Here is a 17,860-nt window from a genome sequence, read left to right as displayed (position 1 = left end):
CGGTTACTCCTTACGCCTTTTCAACCTGAACGAGGTTTGTGTGGGATGGGTTGCCCTTCGCCAGCGGCGACGGACGCTGCGTAGTGAGAACGTTGATGCAGCCCGCCTGATCGATACGGTTCGCATCCGGGTTATACCAGGCCCCTTCCCCCAGCGCGACAACGCCAGGCATCATACGCGGAGTCACTTTAGCTTCGATATGCACTTCGCCACGTCCGTTGAAGATACGTACGCGATCGCCATTACTGATGCCGCGCGCTTTCGCATCCATCGGGTTGATCCACATCTCCTGTCGGCAGGCCGCTTTCAGTACGTCAACGTTGCCGTAGGTGGAGTGAACACGCGCTTTGTAGTGGAAACCGGTCAACTGAAGCGGGAATTTCGCCGTCAGCGGATCGTTGTAGTTTTCGAAGCCTGGCGTATAAATCGGCAGCGGATCGATAACGTCCCCTTCCGGCAATTCCCACGTTGCGGCAATTTTTGCCAGCTCTTCGGAGTAGATCTCGATTTTGCCCGACGGCGTGGTCAGCGGATTGGCCTGCGGATCGTCGCGGAAGGCTTTATACGCCACGTGATGCCCTTCCGGATCGCGCTGCTTGTACATGCCCTGCTTGCGGAAGGTATCGAAGTCCGGCAGGTCAGGAATGGCTTTACGGGAAAGCTCGTGCAGATGGCGCATCCACCCTTCCTGAGTACGTCCTTCAGTGAACTGCTGCTCAACGCCAAGACGTTTCGCCAGCTCGGAAGTCATCTCATAGATGGTTTTGCACTCGAAGCGCGGTTTGATGGCCTGGTCAGTGAAGATCACATAGGACATGTTGCCGCAGGAGGCGTCCAGCGCGAAATCCATCTGCTCAGACGCAGTGCAGTCTGGGAGCAGAATATCGGCATACTTCGCCGATGAGGTCATGTGGCAGTCGATCACCACAATCATTTCGCACTTCTTGTCGTCCTGCAAAATTTCATGGGTGCGGTTGATTTCAGAGTGCTGGTTGATCAGGCAGTTACCGGCGTAGTTCCAGATCATTTTGATCGGCACGTCCAGCTTATCTTTGCCTCGAACACCGTCACGCAGCGCGGTCATTTCCGGGCCGCGCTCGATCGCGTCCGTCCACATAAACATGGAGATGCTGGTCTGAACCGGGTTATCCAGCGTTGGCATACGTTCAAACGGGACTTCATACGAGCCTTCACGCGCCCCGCTATTACCGCCGTGAATACCAACGTTGCCAGTCAGAATCGAGAGCATAGAAATAGCGCGGGTGGCAATTTCGCCGTTCGCGTGACGCTGTGGTCCCCATCCCTGGCTGATATAGGCCGGTTTTGCTGAACCAATTTCACGGGCCAGCTGAACAATACGTTCGACTGGAATGCCGGTGATGGTGGATGCCCACTCAGGGGTTTTCGCTACCCCGTCGCTGCCCTGACCAAGAATATACGCTTTGTAATGCCCGTTAGCCGGTGCGCTGGCTGGCAGGGTCTTCTCGTCATAACCCAAGCAGTATTTATCAAGGAACGGCTGATCGACGAGGTTTTCAGTGATCATCACATACGCCAGCGCATTGACCAGCGCCGCATCGGTACCAGGGCGGATAGGGATCCACTCATCTTCACGTCCCGCACCGGTATCGGTATAGCGCGGATCGACGATGATCATACGTGCGTTGGATTTGGCGCGCGCCTGCTCAAGATAATAGGTTACCCCACCGCCGCTCATCCGGGTTTCGCCTGGGTTGTTGCCGAACAACACCACCAGTTTACTGTTTTCGATATCCGACGGGCTGTTACCGTCTGCCCAGCCGCCGTAGGTGTAGTTCAGCCCCGCAGCAATCTGTGCGGAAGAGTAGTCGCCGTAATGATTGAGATAGCCGCCGCAGCAGTTCATCAGGCGCGCCACCAACGTTTTACCCGGCGGCCAGGAGCGGGTCATGGTACCGCCCAGCGTCCCGGTGCCATAGTTGAGGTAGATGGATTCGTTGCCGTACTCTTTGATCAGGCGCTGCATGTTGGTCGCGATGATATCGTAGGCTTCGTCCCAACTGATGCGCTCGAACTTCCCTTCCCCACGCTTACCGACGCGCTTCATTGGGTATTTCAGACGATCCGGATTATAAACGCGACGGCGCATTGATCGGCCACGCAGACAGGCACGAACCTGATGTAACCCTTCGTAGTTATCGTCGCCGGTATTGTCGGTTTCGACATATTTGATTTCACCGTCCACCACGTGCATACGCAGGGGACAACGGCTACCACAGTTAACGGTACAGGCACTCCACACCACTTTTTCCGGGGCTGAAGCGGGAGACAGAGCCTCCGCCGCCGACGCCAGACGGGTAAAAGGGAGCGTAAAGGCGCTGCTGGCAACCGCCAGACCGCCTATTGCCGTGGTTTTCATCAACCCACGGCGAGTGACCTCGGCAGCCATTAACGCTTCAGGCGCTTTGATTTTCATAAAGACTCACTTTGGTTGCTCACAAAGAAATAAAGGGCGGCATACACCGCTATATAGTTTTATGTATAACGATATTTTTGGTTATCAGTGTTTTATGCTGACTTTCGTTCGGAGGAGTATTACTACTTTAGAGGGAGGGGTTATTGCTTCGTATCAAATCAGAGGCATAAAAAAAGCGCCCTGAGGCGCTTTTTTGTCTTAGAGCAAATAATTAGCCGATGAACTGCTGGCCTTTCATGTAAGGGCGCAGCACTTCAGGGATCTCAATGCGTCCGTCAGCCTGCTGGTAGTTTTCCAGCACAGCAACCAGCGTACGGCCTACTGCCAGACCGGAACCGTTCAGGGTATGAACCAGACGGGTTTTCTTGTCAGATTTGCTGCGGCAACGCGCCTGCATACGACGCGCCTGGAAATCCCAGACGTTGGAGCAGGAGGAGATTTCACGGTAGGTGTTCTGCGCAGGCACCCAGACTTCAAGGTCGAAGGTTTTGCAGGCACCGAAGCCCATGTCGCCGGTGCACAGCGCCATACGGCGGTACGGCAGGCCCAGCAGCTCCAGCACTTTCTCAGCATGACCGGTCATCTCTTCCAGCGCGTCCATAGACTCTTCCGGACGAACGATCTGCACCATCTCAACTTTATCGAACTGGTGCATACGGATCAGACCGCGCGTATCGCGACCGTAAGAACCGGCTTCAGAACGGAAACATGGAGAGTGCGCGGTCAGTTTGATTGGCAGATCGTCTTCGTCGATGATCTCATCACGCACGAGGTTGGTCAGCGGCACTTCCGCGGTTGGGATCAGTGCGTAGTTGCTGCTGTCTGCTTCCTCGTCCAGCGGACGGGTGTGGAACAGATCGCCGGCAAATTTCGGCAACTGGCCGGTACCGTACAGCGTATCGTGGTTAACCAGATACGGAACGTAGGTTTCGCTGTAGCCGTGCTGCTCGGTGTGCAGATCCAGCATGAACTGCGCCAGAGCGCGATGCAGATGGGCAATTTGACCTTTCATGACCACAAAGCGAGAACCCGTCAGCTTAACCGCAGCCGCAAAGTCCAGGCCCGCGTGCATTTCGCCCAGCGTGACGTGATCGCGCACCTCGAAGTCAAACTCGCGAGGCGTGCCCCAGCGTTTCACTTCAACGTTGTCGTTTTCGTCTTTGCCGACAGGCACGCTGTCGTCAGGAATGTTCGGGATCGCCAGAGCGATATCACGAATTTCAGCCTGAAGAACATCCAGTTCAGCTTTCGCCTGATCCAGCTCTTCACCCAGTTTGTTCACTTCCAGGCGTAATGGCTCAATATCTTCCCCGCGCGCTTTCGCCTGGCCAATGGATTTCGATCGAGAATTACGCTCTGCTTGCAGATTTTCAGTTTGTACCTGCAAAACTTTACGACGCTCTTCAAGAGCGCGCAGCTTATCTACATCCAGCTTAAAGCCCCGGCGTGCCAGTTTTTCAGCGACTGCGTCTGGCTCATTACGCAGCAGATTGGGATCGAGCATGCTTATCCTGTGCTTATCGAATTAAAAAAGGAAAAAGTGACCACAGCCTGCGGCCACAGAGATATATTGCCAACATTACCGCAACGATTGAACTAACGGTAGCGTTTTATAGGGCTATTTTGATCCTGTCCGGCAAGCCAGGCGAGCTTTTCGCCAATCTTACCCTCAAGACCTCTGTTTGTGGGGTGATAATAGCGGGTTTGTGCCATCTCCTGCGGGAAATACTCTTCCCCGGCGGCGTAGGCGTTGGGTTCATCATGGGCGTAGCGATACTCCTGCCCATACCCCATCTCTTTCATCAATTTGGTTGGCGCATTGCGCAGATGAACCGGCACATCGTAGTCCGGACGTTCACGTGCATCTGACATCGCCGCTTTGAAGGCGGTATACACCGCGTTACTTTTCGGCGCGCAGGCCAGATAGACAATTGCCTGCGCAATGGCACGCTCACCTTCCGCGGGTCCGACGCGGGTAAAGCAGTCCCAGGCGGAAATAGCGACCTGCATGGCGCGTGGATCGGCATTACCGACATCTTCTGACGCGATGGCAAGACAGCGACGCGCGACATATAACGGATCGCCACCGGCGGTAATGATACGCGCGTACCAGTAGAGCGCCGCATCCGGGGCGCTGCCGCGCACGGACTTATGTAACGCAGAGATCAGGTCGTAAAAACGATCGCCTTTATTATCGAAGCGTGCGCTGCGCTCACCGGCTATTTCGGTCAGCAGCTCCTGCTTTAGCACCCGCTTTCCGGCATCATCCACTTCGGCCATATCGGCCATCATTTCCAACGTATTCAGCGCCCGACGCGCATCGCCGTTGACCAGTTCAGCGATCGCACGACGCGTGTCGTCCGGCAGAACGATATCCTGTCCGCCGTAACCCCGCGCTTTGTCCTCCATCGCCTGGGTCAGAACCTTTTCGATATCCTCTGTGGTCAGGGATTTAAGCAGGTAAACGCGGGCGCGGGAAAGCAGCGCGGAGTTGAGTTCAAACGACGGGTTTTCCGTGGTTGCGCCGATGAAGAAAATCGTGCCGTCTTCAATGTGCGGCAGAAACGCATCCTGTTGGCTCTTGTTGAAGCGGTGGACTTCATCAACAAAAAGAATGGTGCGGCGCCCGGCATTACGGTTTTGCCGCGCGCGCTCGATCGCCTCACGGATCTCCTTCACGCCGGAGGTAACCGCCGAGATACGCTCAACGTCCGCGTTAGCATAGCGGGCGATCACTTCAGCGAGGGTTGTTTTGCCGGTGCCGGGTGGCCCCCAGAGGATCATGGAGTGCAGATGCCCGGCCTCTATGGCGCGCGGCAAGGGTTTCCCCGCAGCCAGCAGGTGTTGCTGGCCGATGTACTGCGCTAAATTTTCTGGCCGCATACGGGCGGCCAGAGGTTGAAACGCATTATCTGAAAAATCGAGCGACAGGTTGCTCACTCATGCCTCTTACTTATTACGTTGGTCGTCCACCGTTACGCCCTGCGGCGGGGTAAAGGTGAATTTCGAAGCATCTACAGCGCCGTTTTGCTGAGACTTAAGCTGATAGCTACTGCGCTGATCGTCCTGCTCAACCGCACCGAACTGATTAATGGTACCGTTGCTGCTCACGTTAATGGTGAACTGCTTCAGGTTACCGTTGCTGCCTTTTGGCGTCAGGACGAACTCATCACCGTTTTGTTTAATGTTGTACTGCTGCCAGTCGCTGGACTGGTTACGGGCAATGAGCATAAACGGCGTATTGCTGGTCGCGTCTTTCAGCCAGGTGGCGGTCGCCTGCTCAACAAACGGATTGTAGAACCATAAGGTTTTCCCGTCGGACACCAGCACGCTTTCATCCGGCTGGGTCATGTGCCAGTTGAAGAGATTCGGGCGTTTCACCCACAAATCCCCCTGACCTTCCTGCACCGCGTTGCCACTGCCGTCAGTCACTTTTTGCGTGAAGCTGGCGTGGAAGCTGCTCACTTTATCCAGTCGGCTTTTAAGGTCGCTGGCTGCATCAGCCCAGACGCTGCTGGCAACAAAACTGGAGAGTAATGCACAGGCGATGGCGATTTTTTTCATTGTTATTCCTTAAAATACGTCTTCCCGATATGGGGGTTCCGTTTCTATTCTGGACCTGCCCGAAGGCAGGCGACAGAAGAATATGCTTAATTTTTGCTGATTTACCCTTCTTTGCAATCGCTGAAGGTTAATCAAACGGCGGTGGCGCCAGCACCTCACGGTTACCGTTATGCCCCTGTTCGCTCACAATACCCTGGGCTTCCATCTGCTCGATAATACGCGCCGCGCGGTTGTAGCCAATACGGAACTGGCGCTGGACGCCGGAGATGGACGCCTTACGTTTTTCGGTAACGAAATTAACCGCCTGGTCAAATAACGGATCCAGCTCTTCGCCGCCGTCAAAACCACCGCCGCCACCTTCGCTTTCACTGTCGGAGGTGATGCCGTCAACGTATTGCGGCCGACCGCGCGCTTTCCAGTCCTGCACCACCGCATGCACTTCCTGGTCGCGAACAAACGCACCGTGTACGCGCACCGGCGAGGTGGAGTTCGGGCCGGAATAGAGCATATCACCCATACCCAGCAGCGACTCTGCACCGCCCTGGTCAAGGATAGTACGCGAGTCAATTTTACTCGACACGGTAAACGCGATACGGGTCGGGATGTTTGCCTTAATAAGACCGGTGATAACGTCTACGGACGGACGCTGCGTTGCCAGCACCAGGTGGATGCCCGCCGCACGCGCTTTCTGTGCCAGACGCGCAATCAGCTCTTCCACTTTCTTGCCAACGGTCATCATCAGGTCGGCGAACTCATCCACCAGCACCACGATGTAAGGCAGTTTTTCCAGCACCGGATGCTGGGCATCCATGCTGTCACCCGGCTTCCAGTATGGGTCCGGAATCGGACGGCCCATACGTGCCGCCTCAGCGATTTTCTCGTTATAACCGGCCAGGTTACGCACGCCCAGCGCAGACATCAGCTTGTAGCGACGCTCCATTTCATTGACGCTCCAGCGCAATGCGTTGGCGGCGTCCTTCATGTCGGTCACCACTTCCGTTAACAGGTGCGGAATGCCTTCGTAGACGGACAGCTCAAGCATTTTCGGGTCGATCATGATGAAACGCACATCTTCAGGCTGCGCTTTGTAGAGCATACTGAGGATCATGGCGTTCACCCCGACCGATTTACCGGAGCCGGTGGTACCCGCAACCAGCAGGTGCGGCATCTTCGCGAGATCGGCAACCACCGGATCGCCAGCGATATCTTTACCCAACACCACGGTCAGAGGGGACGGGTTGTCGCGGAATTTGGTGTTATCCAGAACTTCACGCAGATAAACGGTCTGGCGTTTCTTGTTTGGCAGCTCAAGGCCAACGTAAGGCTTACCTGGGATCACTTCCACCACGCGTACCGCCACGGTCGACAGAGAACGCGCCAGGTCACGGGACAGGTTAGAAATACGCGCCGCTTTTACGCCTGGCGCCAGGTTCAGTTCGAAACGGGTGATCACCGGGCCAGGGGAGTAGTTCACCACGTCCGCTTTAATACGGAAGTCAGCCAGACGCGCTTCCACCAGACGGGCCATCTGCTCAAGAGCAAAAGTATCCACCGGTTCGACTTCCGCTGGCGGCGGCGTTAACAGATCCAGCGACGGCAACGGCGTACTTGGTCGTTGCAGCGGACGGCTGTCTCCGTTACGCATCAGCAGCGGGTGAATCAGGCTTTCCTGCGGCTGTGGTGCTGGCTGCTGGAACTGCGGCTGCGGCGGTTGGGCCGGCGGTGTATGCGGCTGCGCATAAGCCTGCGGCGCTGGCTGTTGTGGCTGCGCATTAACCTGCGGCGCTGGCGCCTGGCGCACCGGTTCCGCTTCTGGCATCACGCTCGGCGTGAACAGCGGTTCGCTCGGACCGTCATCCACCAGATCTTTCATCGGTGAAAATTCAAAATCCGAGAGCGAGAACGGGTTTGCCCCCGAAGGCTGCTCACCGGAATAACGTTGCTGTTGCGTGGCCGCAAACTGACGCGCTAATTCCGCTTCGGCAGCATCATCTTCATCCTGCTGAGAATGAACATCGTGTTGGTACTCATTCCCGTAGCGTTGAGTCTGCTGGGCGGCAAACTGACGCGCCAGCTCATCCTGATGCAGTTCGTCGGCATCATCTTCGTAGTCGGACTCACGGGCTTTTTCTTCCGCCATACGCTGGGAAGGCAGTTTAATGCCATAAGAGGCCAGCTCCCGGCGCGTCGGTACGCGCACGCGATTAGGACGCGGCAATTGTGGACCAATGCCCTCTTTTACCTGAGGACGCGGCGCACCATCGGTTGCCGGGCTGAATAGCGGAGCGGACGCGGCAGCGGCAGCGGCTGCCGTTGCCTGCTTCACGGTTTCCGCTCTCGACGCAACGGCTGGCGCTGGGTCTACAGGTGCAACGCTCGCAGAAGGCGCTTTTACAACAGGCTCCTGCACCGGCTCAGGCACGGGCTGATACCAGGCGGCAAGCTGCTCGCGCTCTCGGGCACGGCGCTCTTCCACCTCTTCAAAATAGTACAATGGCGGACGGGATGGCTTCGCTTCCTCCACCACTTCGGGTTCAGACACCGGCGCAACGTATGGCTGTTCAGGTTCAGCAGGTTCGGGCGTATAAGCCTGATACGGCTGTTGCGGCTCGCTGGCAGGCTCAGGCGGCTGATACGGCTGTTGCGGCTCGCTGGCAGGCTCAGGCGGCTGATACGGTTGCTGCCACTGTTCCTGCTGCACAGGAATATAGCTTTCAGGCTCCGGCGCAATGGTCGGTTCAGGCGTATGGACACCTGGCGCAGTCTGCCAGTCCACCTGCGGTTGCTGGATCGCGGACTCCGGTGCCGGAACAGGCGAGGACGGCATCACGGCTTCAACAGGCGCAACATGGGCCTGCGCAGCCGTCGTTGCGGCAGCAGCAGCGGCTACCGGTTCAGTCACGGAATGACCATGCAACAGCGGATCGTATTCATCATACTCACCCGGCGTAGCTCGATGACCAGAGAACAACACATCATCAGGATCGACGGCCGCGCCGCGATACTCAATCTGCTCCTCTTCATCCATACGTTTGCCGGAGAAAAGCGCGGCATCCGTTTTACGGCCTAACGGGTTAGCAAATTTTTCAGCAACGCGCTGGCGGCGCGCCAGAGCACCGCGCAGAATACGGGCACGGCGGGATTCACGACGCTGCACGGGTGCCTCGTCTTCCTCTTCGTACTCATCTTCATATTCATCTTCATCGACCCACGTATCATCACGACGGGTGCGATTGCTGGCAAACGTCAGCAGAGTCAGAATAAAGCTGCCGATTTTTTCGGCAATGCTCACCCAAGACCAGCCGGTAAACAGCGTCAGGCCCGCTGCCCAGATACAAAGCAGCGCCAGCGTGCCGCCGCTGCTGTGAAGCATCGGTTGCAGCGCGGAGCTCAACAGGCTGCCAATCACCCCGCCTGAGGCGAAGTACCAGATGTCATCGGCGTTGATCGCCGCCAGTCCGCAGGAGGTGAGGATCAGCGCCAGGGCGCCAATCAGGCGCAGCGAAACGGCAAAATAATCGATGTAGTCGTCGTTCTGTCGATGACGCCAGGCAAACCAGCATCCGCCAATAATGATGACGGGAAGGGTATAGGCCATCACACCGAAAATGAAGAAGAGCGTGTCCGCAAGCCAGGCGCCGGGAACGCCGCCTAAATTATGGATAGGCTCATGCCATGCGGTTTGCGACCAGCTAGGGTCTGAGGGGTTGAAACTGAGTAAGGCAGCCATCAGCCAGACGGCAAAAAGGGCAATAACAATCAGTAACGCCTCAAGGAGACGACGTCCGCTGCTTAGCTTAGATAATGTGACTTCTTTGTCTTCAGTGTATTCCTGGCTCAAGAAAGGCTCTCCAGGTATCAGGCATGTCCTGCCTGTGTGCTAAAACGGACAACAGCGCCGGGACTCCCCGGCACTGTTGCTGTATGGATTAACAGGAGTGTAATCAAACTACACTGATTTTGCACCTGTTCCGTGTTAGCGCGTCTTAATAACCAGACGATTGCTCTGTTTGACCTCTTCCATCACCACATAAGTACGGGTGTCGTTCACGCCTGGCAGACGCAGCAGGGTTTCACCCAGCAGCTTACGGTAGGCGGACATATCAGGCACACGGGTTTTCAACAGGTAGTCAAAATCACCGGAAACCAGATGACACTCTTGAATTTCTTCAAGTTTTTGTACAGCGGCGTTAAATTGCTCAAACACATCTGGTGCACCACGATTCAGAGTAATCTCAACAAATACCAGAAGTGAGGCATCCAGATAATGCGGGTTCAGCAGAGCCGTATAGCCCTGAATAAAACCCTGTCTTTCCAGTCGACGCACACGCTCAAGGCACGGCGTCGGGGAAAGTCCCACACGTTTTGAAAGCTCGACGTTGGAAATACGCCCATCCTTTTGCAATTCATTAAGAATGTTACGATCGATACGGTCGAGATCTTTGCCAGGGCGCTTCTTGCTATCTACCATTATTATTGTCTCTCTGTATTCCTTCCCTACTCCTGCCTGGACCCTGTGCACATCACTGTTCAGAGCCTGGACCCGTTATTCATCACATCGCCTGGTTATGTATTAGACGCGATGTAGATTCGGGTTCTGCGGTAAGAAGACCGTTGCCCGAAAGCAGTCACAGACATCACGTATGGCGTCTGTCCACACCATGCGTAGATTTCACTGACCCGGTAAAAATGGCATTTCCGTGCATGTCTATGCGGCATGCAGTTCGTGCGTCTTTTTTTCTTCCTTGAATGTTTTCGCAAAAGCGCAGGGGATTGTCAAAGCAAAACATCGATTTTTAGTACAACATGCCGGATATTCATTACGGAGGGGTATTAATCCTCATTTTATTGCCTTATAAACGCGCGGTTTTCAGTAGCAGAAGTGATGTGACCGCCTCTGACCCATAGGGCGCGTCTATTGCATATATCGGAAGCAAAACTCTCCTGCTCTTTTTTTACGGCAACAAATTCCCTACAATCCAGCCCATTGCCTGCCAACAACAATGGGGATCTCATGGGCACGACCAAACACAGTAAGCTGCTAATCCTTGGTTCTGGACCTGCGGGATATACCGCAGCGGTCTATGCTGCACGCGCTAACCTGCAACCGGTACTGATCACCGGGATGGAAAAAGGCGGTCAGCTGACCACCACCACGGAAGTGGAAAACTGGCCTGGCGACCCGAACGACCTGACCGGGCCGCTGCTGATGGAGCGCATGCACGAGCATGCCGCCAAATTCGAAACCGAAATCCTGTTCGACCACATCAATAAAGTGGATTTGCAGAACCGTCCGTTCCGCCTGACGGGTGACAGCGGCGAATACACCTGCGATGCGCTGATCATCGCCACCGGCGCCTCTGCCCGCTATCTCGGCCTGCCGTCTGAAGAAGCGTTCAAAGGCCGCGGCGTGTCAGCCTGCGCGACCTGCGACGGTTTCTTCTATCGCAACCAGAAAGTTGCGGTTATCGGCGGCGGCAACACCGCTGTGGAAGAAGCGCTGTATCTGGCAAATATTGCCTCAGAAGTACACCTGATTCACCGTCGCGACACCTTCCGCGCGGAGAAGATCCTGATTAAACGCCTGATGGACAAAGTGGCGAGCGGCAACATTGTGCTGCATACCAACCGTACGCTGGAAGAAGTGACTGGCGATCAGATGGGCGTGGCGGGACTGCGTATCCGTGATACCCAGAACACCGATAACGTCGAAACGCTGGAAGTGGCAGGCCTGTTTGTGGCAATCGGTCACAGCCCGAACACGGCTATCTTTGAAGGCCAGCTGGAGCTGGAGAACGGCTACATCAAAGTGCAGTCTGGCATTCACGGCAACGCCACCCAGACCAGCGTTCCGGGTGTCTTCGCAGCTGGCGACGTGATGGACCATATTTATCGTCAGGCGATCACCTCTGCGGGCACCGGTTGTATGGCCGCGCTGGACGCAGAACGCTACCTGGACGGGCTGGCTGAACAAGGCAAATAATCTTTACAAGTCAGTAACAAACGTAAATAAAGGCGGCCACTGGTCGCCTTTATTTTTGCTCGCGTGTAACATGCAGAGGTCTAATTTCTTATAACGTCACCTGCAAAGTACGCAATGGAAAAAACCCGTCAACAAGAGTTAACCCGCTGGCTGAAACAGCAAAGCGTTCTGTCCCGCCGCTGGCTTATGATTTCCCGCGTTCTGGGATTCATCAGCGGTCTGTTGATTGTTGCCCAGGCATGGCTGCTGGCCCGCATTCTCAACCATATGATCATGGAGAACATCCCGCGCGAAGCGCTGCTGTTGCCGTTTATCGTTCTGGTGCTGGTTTTCGTTCTGCGTGCGTGGGTGGTCTGGCTGCGCGAGCGGGTTGGGTTCCACGCCGGGCAGCACATCCGCTATGAGATTCGCCGCAAGGTACTCGATCGGCTTTCGGAAGCCGGACCTGCGTGGATCCAGGGTAAGCCAGCCGGCAGCTGGGCGACGCTGATCCTTGAGCAAATCGACGATATGCACGATTACTACGCGCGTTATCTTCCCCAGATGGCGCTGGCGGTGTTTGTGCCCCTGATGATTGTTATCGCCATCTTCCCTGTTAACTGGGTGGCGGCGTTGATCCTGCTAGGCACCGCCCCGCTCATCCCGCTGTTTATGGCGATGGTCGGCATGGGCGCGGCAGATGCTAACCGTCGTAACTTCCTGGCGCTGGGTCGGTTGAGCGGTCATTTCCTGGACCGTCTACGCGGAATGGAAACCCTGCGGATCTTCGGTCGTGGTGAAGCGGAAACCGAAAACATTCGCCTGGCGTCGCAGGATTTCCGTCAGCGCACCATGGAAGTGTTGCGCATGGCCTTTCTCTCTTCTGGCGTGCTCGAATTTTTCACCTCCCTGTCGATTGCGCTGGTGGCGGTTTACTTTGGCTTCTCCTACCTCGGCGCGCTGGACTTTGGCCACTACGGTACGGCGGTCACGCTTTCCGCCGGGTTCCTGGCGCTGATCCTGGCCCCGGAATTTTTCCAGCCGCTTCGCGATCTCGGCACCTTTTACCATGCCAAAGCGCAGGCGGTGGGTGCTGCCGACAGCCTGAAAACCTTCATGGAAACGCCGCTAGCGAATCCGGAGCGTGGTGAGGTAACGCTGAATACGAACGATCCGGTGACCATTGAAGCACAGGATTTTTCTGTTCTGTCGCCTGAAGGCAAAGTGCTGGCCGGTCCGCTGAACTTTACCCTGCCTGCCGGGCAACGTGTGGTGCTGGTGGGTACCAGCGGCTCAGGTAAAAGCTCATTGTTGAATGCGCTGTCAGGTTTTATGGCGTACACCGGATCGCTGCGTATCAACAAAACGGAGCTGCGCGAGCTCGATCCTGATGCCTGGCGTAAACAGCTGAGTTGGGTGGGGCAAAACCCTCAGCTGCCAGCTCCGACGCTGCGCGAGAATGTGCTGCTGGCACGCCCGGATGCGCGTGAAGATGAGCTGCAATCGGTCCTCGACCGCGCCTGGGTCAGCGAGTTTCTGCCGCTGCTTGCGCAGGGTGTCGATACCGTCATTGGCGATCAGTCTGCCGGGCTGTCAGTTGGCCAGGCACAGCGCGTCGCGGTCGCCCGTGCGCTGCTGAATCCCTCTTCGCTAATGCTGCTGGACGAACCTGCGGCCAGCCTGGACGCTCACAGCGAGCAGCGCGTGATGGATGCGCTTAACGCAGCCTCACGCCAGCAAACCACACTGATGGTGACTCACCAGCTGGAAGGTATTGCCGACTGGGATCAGATCTGGGTGATGGAAAACGGACACATTGTTGAACAAGGCGATTACGCCGCGCTTGTTGCCGCGCAGGGGCCGTTTGCGACCCTGCTGGCGAACCGTCAGGAGGATATCTGATGCGCGCCCTGCTTCCGTATCTTGCATTGTATAAACGCCACAAATGGATGCTGACGCTCGGGATCGTGCTGGCGATCGTCACTCTGCTGGCCAGCATCGGTCTGCTTACGCTTTCCGGCTGGTTCCTCTCCGCATCTGCGGCCGCAGGCTTTGCCGGGCTGTACAGCTTTAACTACATGCTGCCTGCCGCCGGGGTGCGCGGCACGGCGATTACGCGAACTGCCGGACGCTACTTCGAACGTCTGGTCAGCCACGACGCGACCTTCCGCGTGCTGCAACACCTGCGTATTTACACCTTCAGCAAACTGCTGCCCCTCTCCCCTGCCGGGCTGGCACGTTTTCGACAGGGCGAATTACTCAACCGCGTGGTCGCAGATGTGGATACGCTGGATCACCTCTATCTGCGCGTCATTTCACCTATGGTGGGCGCGTTTGTAGTGATTGTCGTGGTCACGCTGGGGTTGAGTTTCCTGGATGTTCCCATCGCACTGACGCTCGGCGGCATCATGCTGATGACGCTGATTATTCTGCCGCCCCTGTTTTATCGTGCAGGTAAAACCACCGGGGAAAACCTGACGCGCCTGCGAGGGGAATATCGCCAGCAGCTCACCGCCTGGTTGCAGGGACAGGCCGAGCTCACCCTTTTTGGTGCCAGCAAACGGTACCGCGCCCGCATGGAAAATACGGAGCTGAACTGGCATGAAGCCCAGCGGCGCCAGTCTGAACTGACCGCGTTCTCCCAGGCGCTGATGATGTTAATTGGTGGGATTGCCGTCATCGCCATGCTCTGGATGGCCTCCGGTGGCGTGGGCGGTAACGCGCAGCCTGGCCCGCTGATTGCGCTGTTTGTTTTCTGTGCCCTGGCAGCCTTTGAAGCCTTAGCCCCGGTCACGGGCGCTTTTCAGCATCTCGGCCAGGTGATTGCCTCTGCGCTGCGCATTACGGATATTGCCGAGCAGGAGCCGGAAGTGAAGTTCAGCGCGGGTCAAACCGCTGTGCCAGAGCAGGTCGCGCTGACGCTCAGCAATGTCACTTTCGCCTACGACAAGCAGGCGCAAAACGCGCTGGAAGACATCACCCTTTCTGTTGATGCCGGGCAGCGCATTGCGATCCTTGGCCGTACGGGATGTGGGAAATCGACACTTCTGCAACTTCTCACGCGCGCGTGGGACCCACAGCAGGGCGAGATTCGGTTTAACGACGTTCCGCTGTCTGGTTTTAGCGAAGCGGCCTTGCGTAAAACGGTCAGCGTCGTGCCCCAGCGGGTGCATCTGTTCAGCGCTACGCTGCGCGATAATCTTCTTCTGGCGGCACCAGACGCCTCCGACGATACGCTGCGGGCAATGCTGGAGCAGGTTGGGCTGCACAAGCTGCTTGAAGACGACGGGTTGAACAGCTGGCTGGGTGAAGGGGGTCGACAGCTTTCCGGCGGCGAACTGCGTCGTCTGGCCATTGCGCGTGCGCTGCTGCACGATGCGCCGCTGATGCTGCTGGATGAACCGACAGAAGGACTGGATGCCACGACAGAGAGCCAAATCCTTGATTTACTGGCGAATGTGATGAAAGGTAAAACCGTGCTGATGGTCACGCACCGTCTGCGCGGGCTGGTGAATTTCGATCAGATAATTGTGATGGACAACGGACACATAATTGAGCAAGGTAGTCACGCAGAGCTGCTGGCAAAACAAGGTCGCTACTACCAGTTTAAACAGCGCCTGTAGACTATATTTGTAGCGTCCTCTCTCGCGTACTGGAGTTCTGTTGTCATGCGCCTGGTGCAGCTTTCTCGCCATAATATTGCGTTCCCTTCTCCGGAGGGGGCGCTGCGTGAACCTAACGGCTTGCTGGCTCTGGGCGGCGATCTCAGCCCGGCACGGCTCTTAATGGCTTACCAGCGCGGCATCTTTCCGTGGTTTTCTCCTGGCGACCCGATCTTATGGTGGTCTCCTGACCCGCGAGCCGTACTGTGGCCTGGGCAGTTTCACCTGAGCCGCAGCATGAAGCGTTTTCATGCAAAATCACCCTTTCGCGTCACGCTTAATCACGCCTTCGGCCAGGTTATCGAAGGCTGCGCTGAAGATCGTCACGAAGGCACCTGGATAACCCGCGATATCATTATCGCCTATCACCAGCTTCATGAGCTGGGTTACGCGCATTCGATCGAAGTGTGGAGCGGCGACGACCTCGTCGGGGGCATGTACGGCGTGGCGCAGGGTACGCTGTTCTGCGGCGAGTCGATGTTCTCCCGCGCCACGAATGCGTCGAAAACCGCGCTGCTGGTTTTTAGCCAGGAATTTGCCCGACGTGGAGGACAGTTAATGGATTGTCAGGTGCTGAATGAGCATACCGCCTCGCTCGGCGCCGTTGAAATCTCCCGCCGACACTATATCGAACACCTGGAACAGTGCCGAAAGGAGACCCTACCACGCGATTTTTGGGTTCCCAGAACGCTCTTTATACCCAATGCCTAAATGTTTTCCGCATATTTTTTATGAGGGTGTTATAATTACGCCGCAGAGTAGCTTCTGCCTGTTGCCCCGCCGCCGTTTGGGACCCTCGCTTCAGATAACGTCCTGACGTTTATCCTGTCGTCTCCCCTTTACGAATGCGCTTTCTGTTCGGTTGTACCGTGACGCTTGGGCAATACGCTGAGACTGTTTTGCTGCGTTTTAAACGCGCAATTCTTTACTTAATTGAGGAATTTCGGCATTATCTTGCCGGTTCAAAACTTGGTAGTGATACCCCAGAGGATTAGATGGCCAAAGAAGACAATATTGAAATGCAGGGTACCGTACTTGATACGTTGCCTAATACCATGTTTCGCGTAGAACTGGAAAACGGTCACGTGGTAACTGCGCACATCTCCGGTAAAATGCGCAAAAACTATATCCGCATTTTGACGGGCGACAAAGTGACTGTTGAACTGACCCCGTACGACCTGAGCAAAGGCCGCATTGTCTTCCGTAGTCGCTAATTGTTTTCGCCTGTAATGGCAGATGAATATTAAATAAGGCCGGGATATACCCGGCCTTATTTTTTTGTTAGTACAGTCGATTATTTGAACGATTGGTTGGGTTGTTTCGGGTTTTGTGTTGGTTGTACGGTGGTGCACACAATAAAATCACACAGCCTTACACTCGATGATTTCTAAGCTGCCTGTACGGCAGTGCACGATAAAACCGGATTCATACCCGCAGCCGTAGCTTTCTAAGCTGCCTGTACGGCAGTGCACGAAGCAGCGCCTGTGTTTTGCCGCTCCCCATCTTTCTAAGCTGCCTGTACGGCAGTGCACTGATGGCAGCAATGACGATTGTTGATGTTGTCTTTCTAAGCTGCCTGTACGGCAGTGCACGCCGGAGCTGGCGCATCACCTTTCAGGCTCCATTTCTAAGCTGCCTGTACGGCAGTGCACTATGGATAAAGCCGACTGGCAACAATTCGACTTTTCTAAGCTGCCTGTACGGCAGTGCACTTTCGGCGGTACAAAATCACCCTGGGCAGTCATTTCTAAGCTGCCTGTATGGCAGTGCACTGTCATTCCCTACTGGCGTCGAAATCCATAACTTTCTAAGCTGCCTGTACGGCAGTGCACTTTTTCCGTGCGCTGGATAGTTTCAGTGCAATTTTCTAAGCTGCCTGTACGGCAGTGCACTTCTTCAGCGCCGTCATGCTGCTGCGCTCACCTTTCTAAGCTGCCTGTACGGCAGTGCACAAAATGGTAATCAACCAGGCCGTAGCGATGGATTTCTAAGCTGCCTGTACGGCAGTGCACTGTTGTTTGACCTGCTCGACGGTCTCGGCAAATTTCTAAGCTGCCTGTACGGCAGTGCACGTATCAACAGCGTGGAGCGCATTACAGCTGAGTTTCTAAGCTGCCTGTACGGCAGTGCACAAGTTGATGACTACTGCTTTTGTATTCGTGCTTTTCTAAGCTGCCTGTACGGCAGTGCACGGTGAAGCGATCGAAGGCGCGGCAC

11 protein-coding genes and 1 CRISPR repeat array (1 of these 12 only partly in view) are annotated in these 17,860 nt (G+C 55.9%); of the genes, 5 read left to right on the top strand and 6 right to left on the bottom strand.

Going from position 1 to position 17,860, the window contains the following annotated elements:
- Positions 1-10: 10 nt before the first annotated feature.
- The 6 genes from dmsA to lrp all read right to left on the bottom strand — a co-directional run bounded on the left by dmsA (position 11) and on the right by lrp (position 10,490).
- Positions 11-2,455, bottom strand: a complete 2,445-nt coding sequence (gene dmsA / locus ACOTY5_RS03505) for a dimethylsulfoxide reductase subunit A (protein ID WP_421631831.1) — start codon at positions 2,453-2,455, stop codon at positions 11-13.
- Between the two features lie 211 nt (positions 2,456-2,666).
- Positions 2,667-3,959, bottom strand: coding sequence for a serine--tRNA ligase (gene serS / locus ACOTY5_RS03500; protein ID WP_003858266.1), 1,293 nt, complete (start codon positions 3,957-3,959; stop codon positions 2,667-2,669).
- A gap of 92 nt (positions 3,960-4,051) precedes the next feature.
- Entirely contained in the window at positions 4,052-5,395 is a 1,344-nt protein-coding gene (gene rarA, locus ACOTY5_RS03495; RefSeq protein WP_006809396.1) for a replication-associated recombination protein RarA, read from the bottom strand.
- Positions 5,396-5,404: 9 nt separating this feature from the next.
- A complete protein-coding gene (lolA, locus tag ACOTY5_RS03490; protein WP_003858270.1) occupies positions 5,405-6,019 on the bottom strand; it encodes an outer membrane lipoprotein chaperone LolA in 615 nt (204 codons plus the stop codon).
- 127 nt (positions 6,020-6,146) lie between these two features.
- Positions 6,147-9,860 carry a DNA translocase FtsK 4TM domain-containing protein gene (locus ACOTY5_RS03485; RefSeq protein ID WP_062933895.1) on the bottom strand — a complete coding sequence of 1,238 codons (3,714 nt, stop codon included), beginning with the start codon at positions 9,858-9,860 and terminating at the stop codon, positions 6,147-6,149.
- 135 nt (positions 9,861-9,995) lie between these two features.
- The gene (lrp, locus tag ACOTY5_RS03480; RefSeq protein ID WP_000228469.1) at positions 9,996-10,490 is read right to left on the bottom strand and encodes a leucine-responsive transcriptional regulator Lrp; all 495 of its coding nucleotides are present in this window, start codon (positions 10,488-10,490) and stop codon (positions 9,996-9,998) included.
- Between the two features lie 543 nt (positions 10,491-11,033).
- Here lrp and trxB point away from each other — a divergent pair.
- The 5 genes from trxB to infA all read left to right on the top strand — a co-directional run bounded on the left by trxB (position 11,034) and on the right by infA (position 16,857).
- Positions 11,034-12,002, top strand: coding sequence for a thioredoxin-disulfide reductase (gene trxB, locus ACOTY5_RS03475; RefSeq protein ID WP_003858303.1), 969 nt, complete (start codon positions 11,034-11,036; stop codon positions 12,000-12,002).
- A 114-nt stretch (positions 12,003-12,116) separates the two neighbouring features.
- Entirely contained in the window at positions 12,117-13,883 is a 1,767-nt protein-coding gene (gene cydD, locus ACOTY5_RS03470) for a heme ABC transporter permease/ATP-binding protein CydD (protein ID WP_015570980.1), read from the top strand.
- On the top strand, positions 13,883-15,604 hold the full coding sequence (gene cydC, locus ACOTY5_RS03465; protein WP_003858307.1) for a heme ABC transporter ATP-binding protein/permease CydC: 1,722 nt from the start codon (positions 13,883-13,885) through the stop codon (positions 15,602-15,604). Before cydD ends, cydC begins: the two co-directional genes overlap by 1 nt.
- A gap of 45 nt (positions 15,605-15,649) precedes the next feature.
- The gene (gene aat, locus ACOTY5_RS03460) at positions 15,650-16,354 is read left to right on the top strand and encodes a leucyl/phenylalanyl-tRNA--protein transferase (RefSeq protein WP_040117448.1); all 705 of its coding nucleotides are present in this window, start codon (positions 15,650-15,652) and stop codon (positions 16,352-16,354) included.
- Between the two features lie 284 nt (positions 16,355-16,638).
- Positions 16,639-16,857, top strand: coding sequence for a translation initiation factor IF-1 (infA, locus tag ACOTY5_RS03455; protein ID WP_002211347.1), 219 nt, complete (start codon positions 16,639-16,641; stop codon positions 16,855-16,857).
- Positions 16,858-17,027: 170 nt separating this feature from the next.
- A CRISPR array of direct repeats spans positions 17,028-17,860; the repeat unit is 28 nt; unit sequence TTTCTAAGCTGCCTGTACGGCAGTGCAC; it runs 35 nt beyond the window's last position.

It is taken from the genome of Enterobacter cloacae complex sp. SHL018 (assembly GCF_049237905.1).
Lineage (GTDB): Bacteria > Pseudomonadota > Gammaproteobacteria > Enterobacterales > Enterobacteriaceae > Enterobacter > Enterobacter hormaechei_C.
This window is presented reverse-complemented; position numbering and strand designations above follow the sequence as displayed.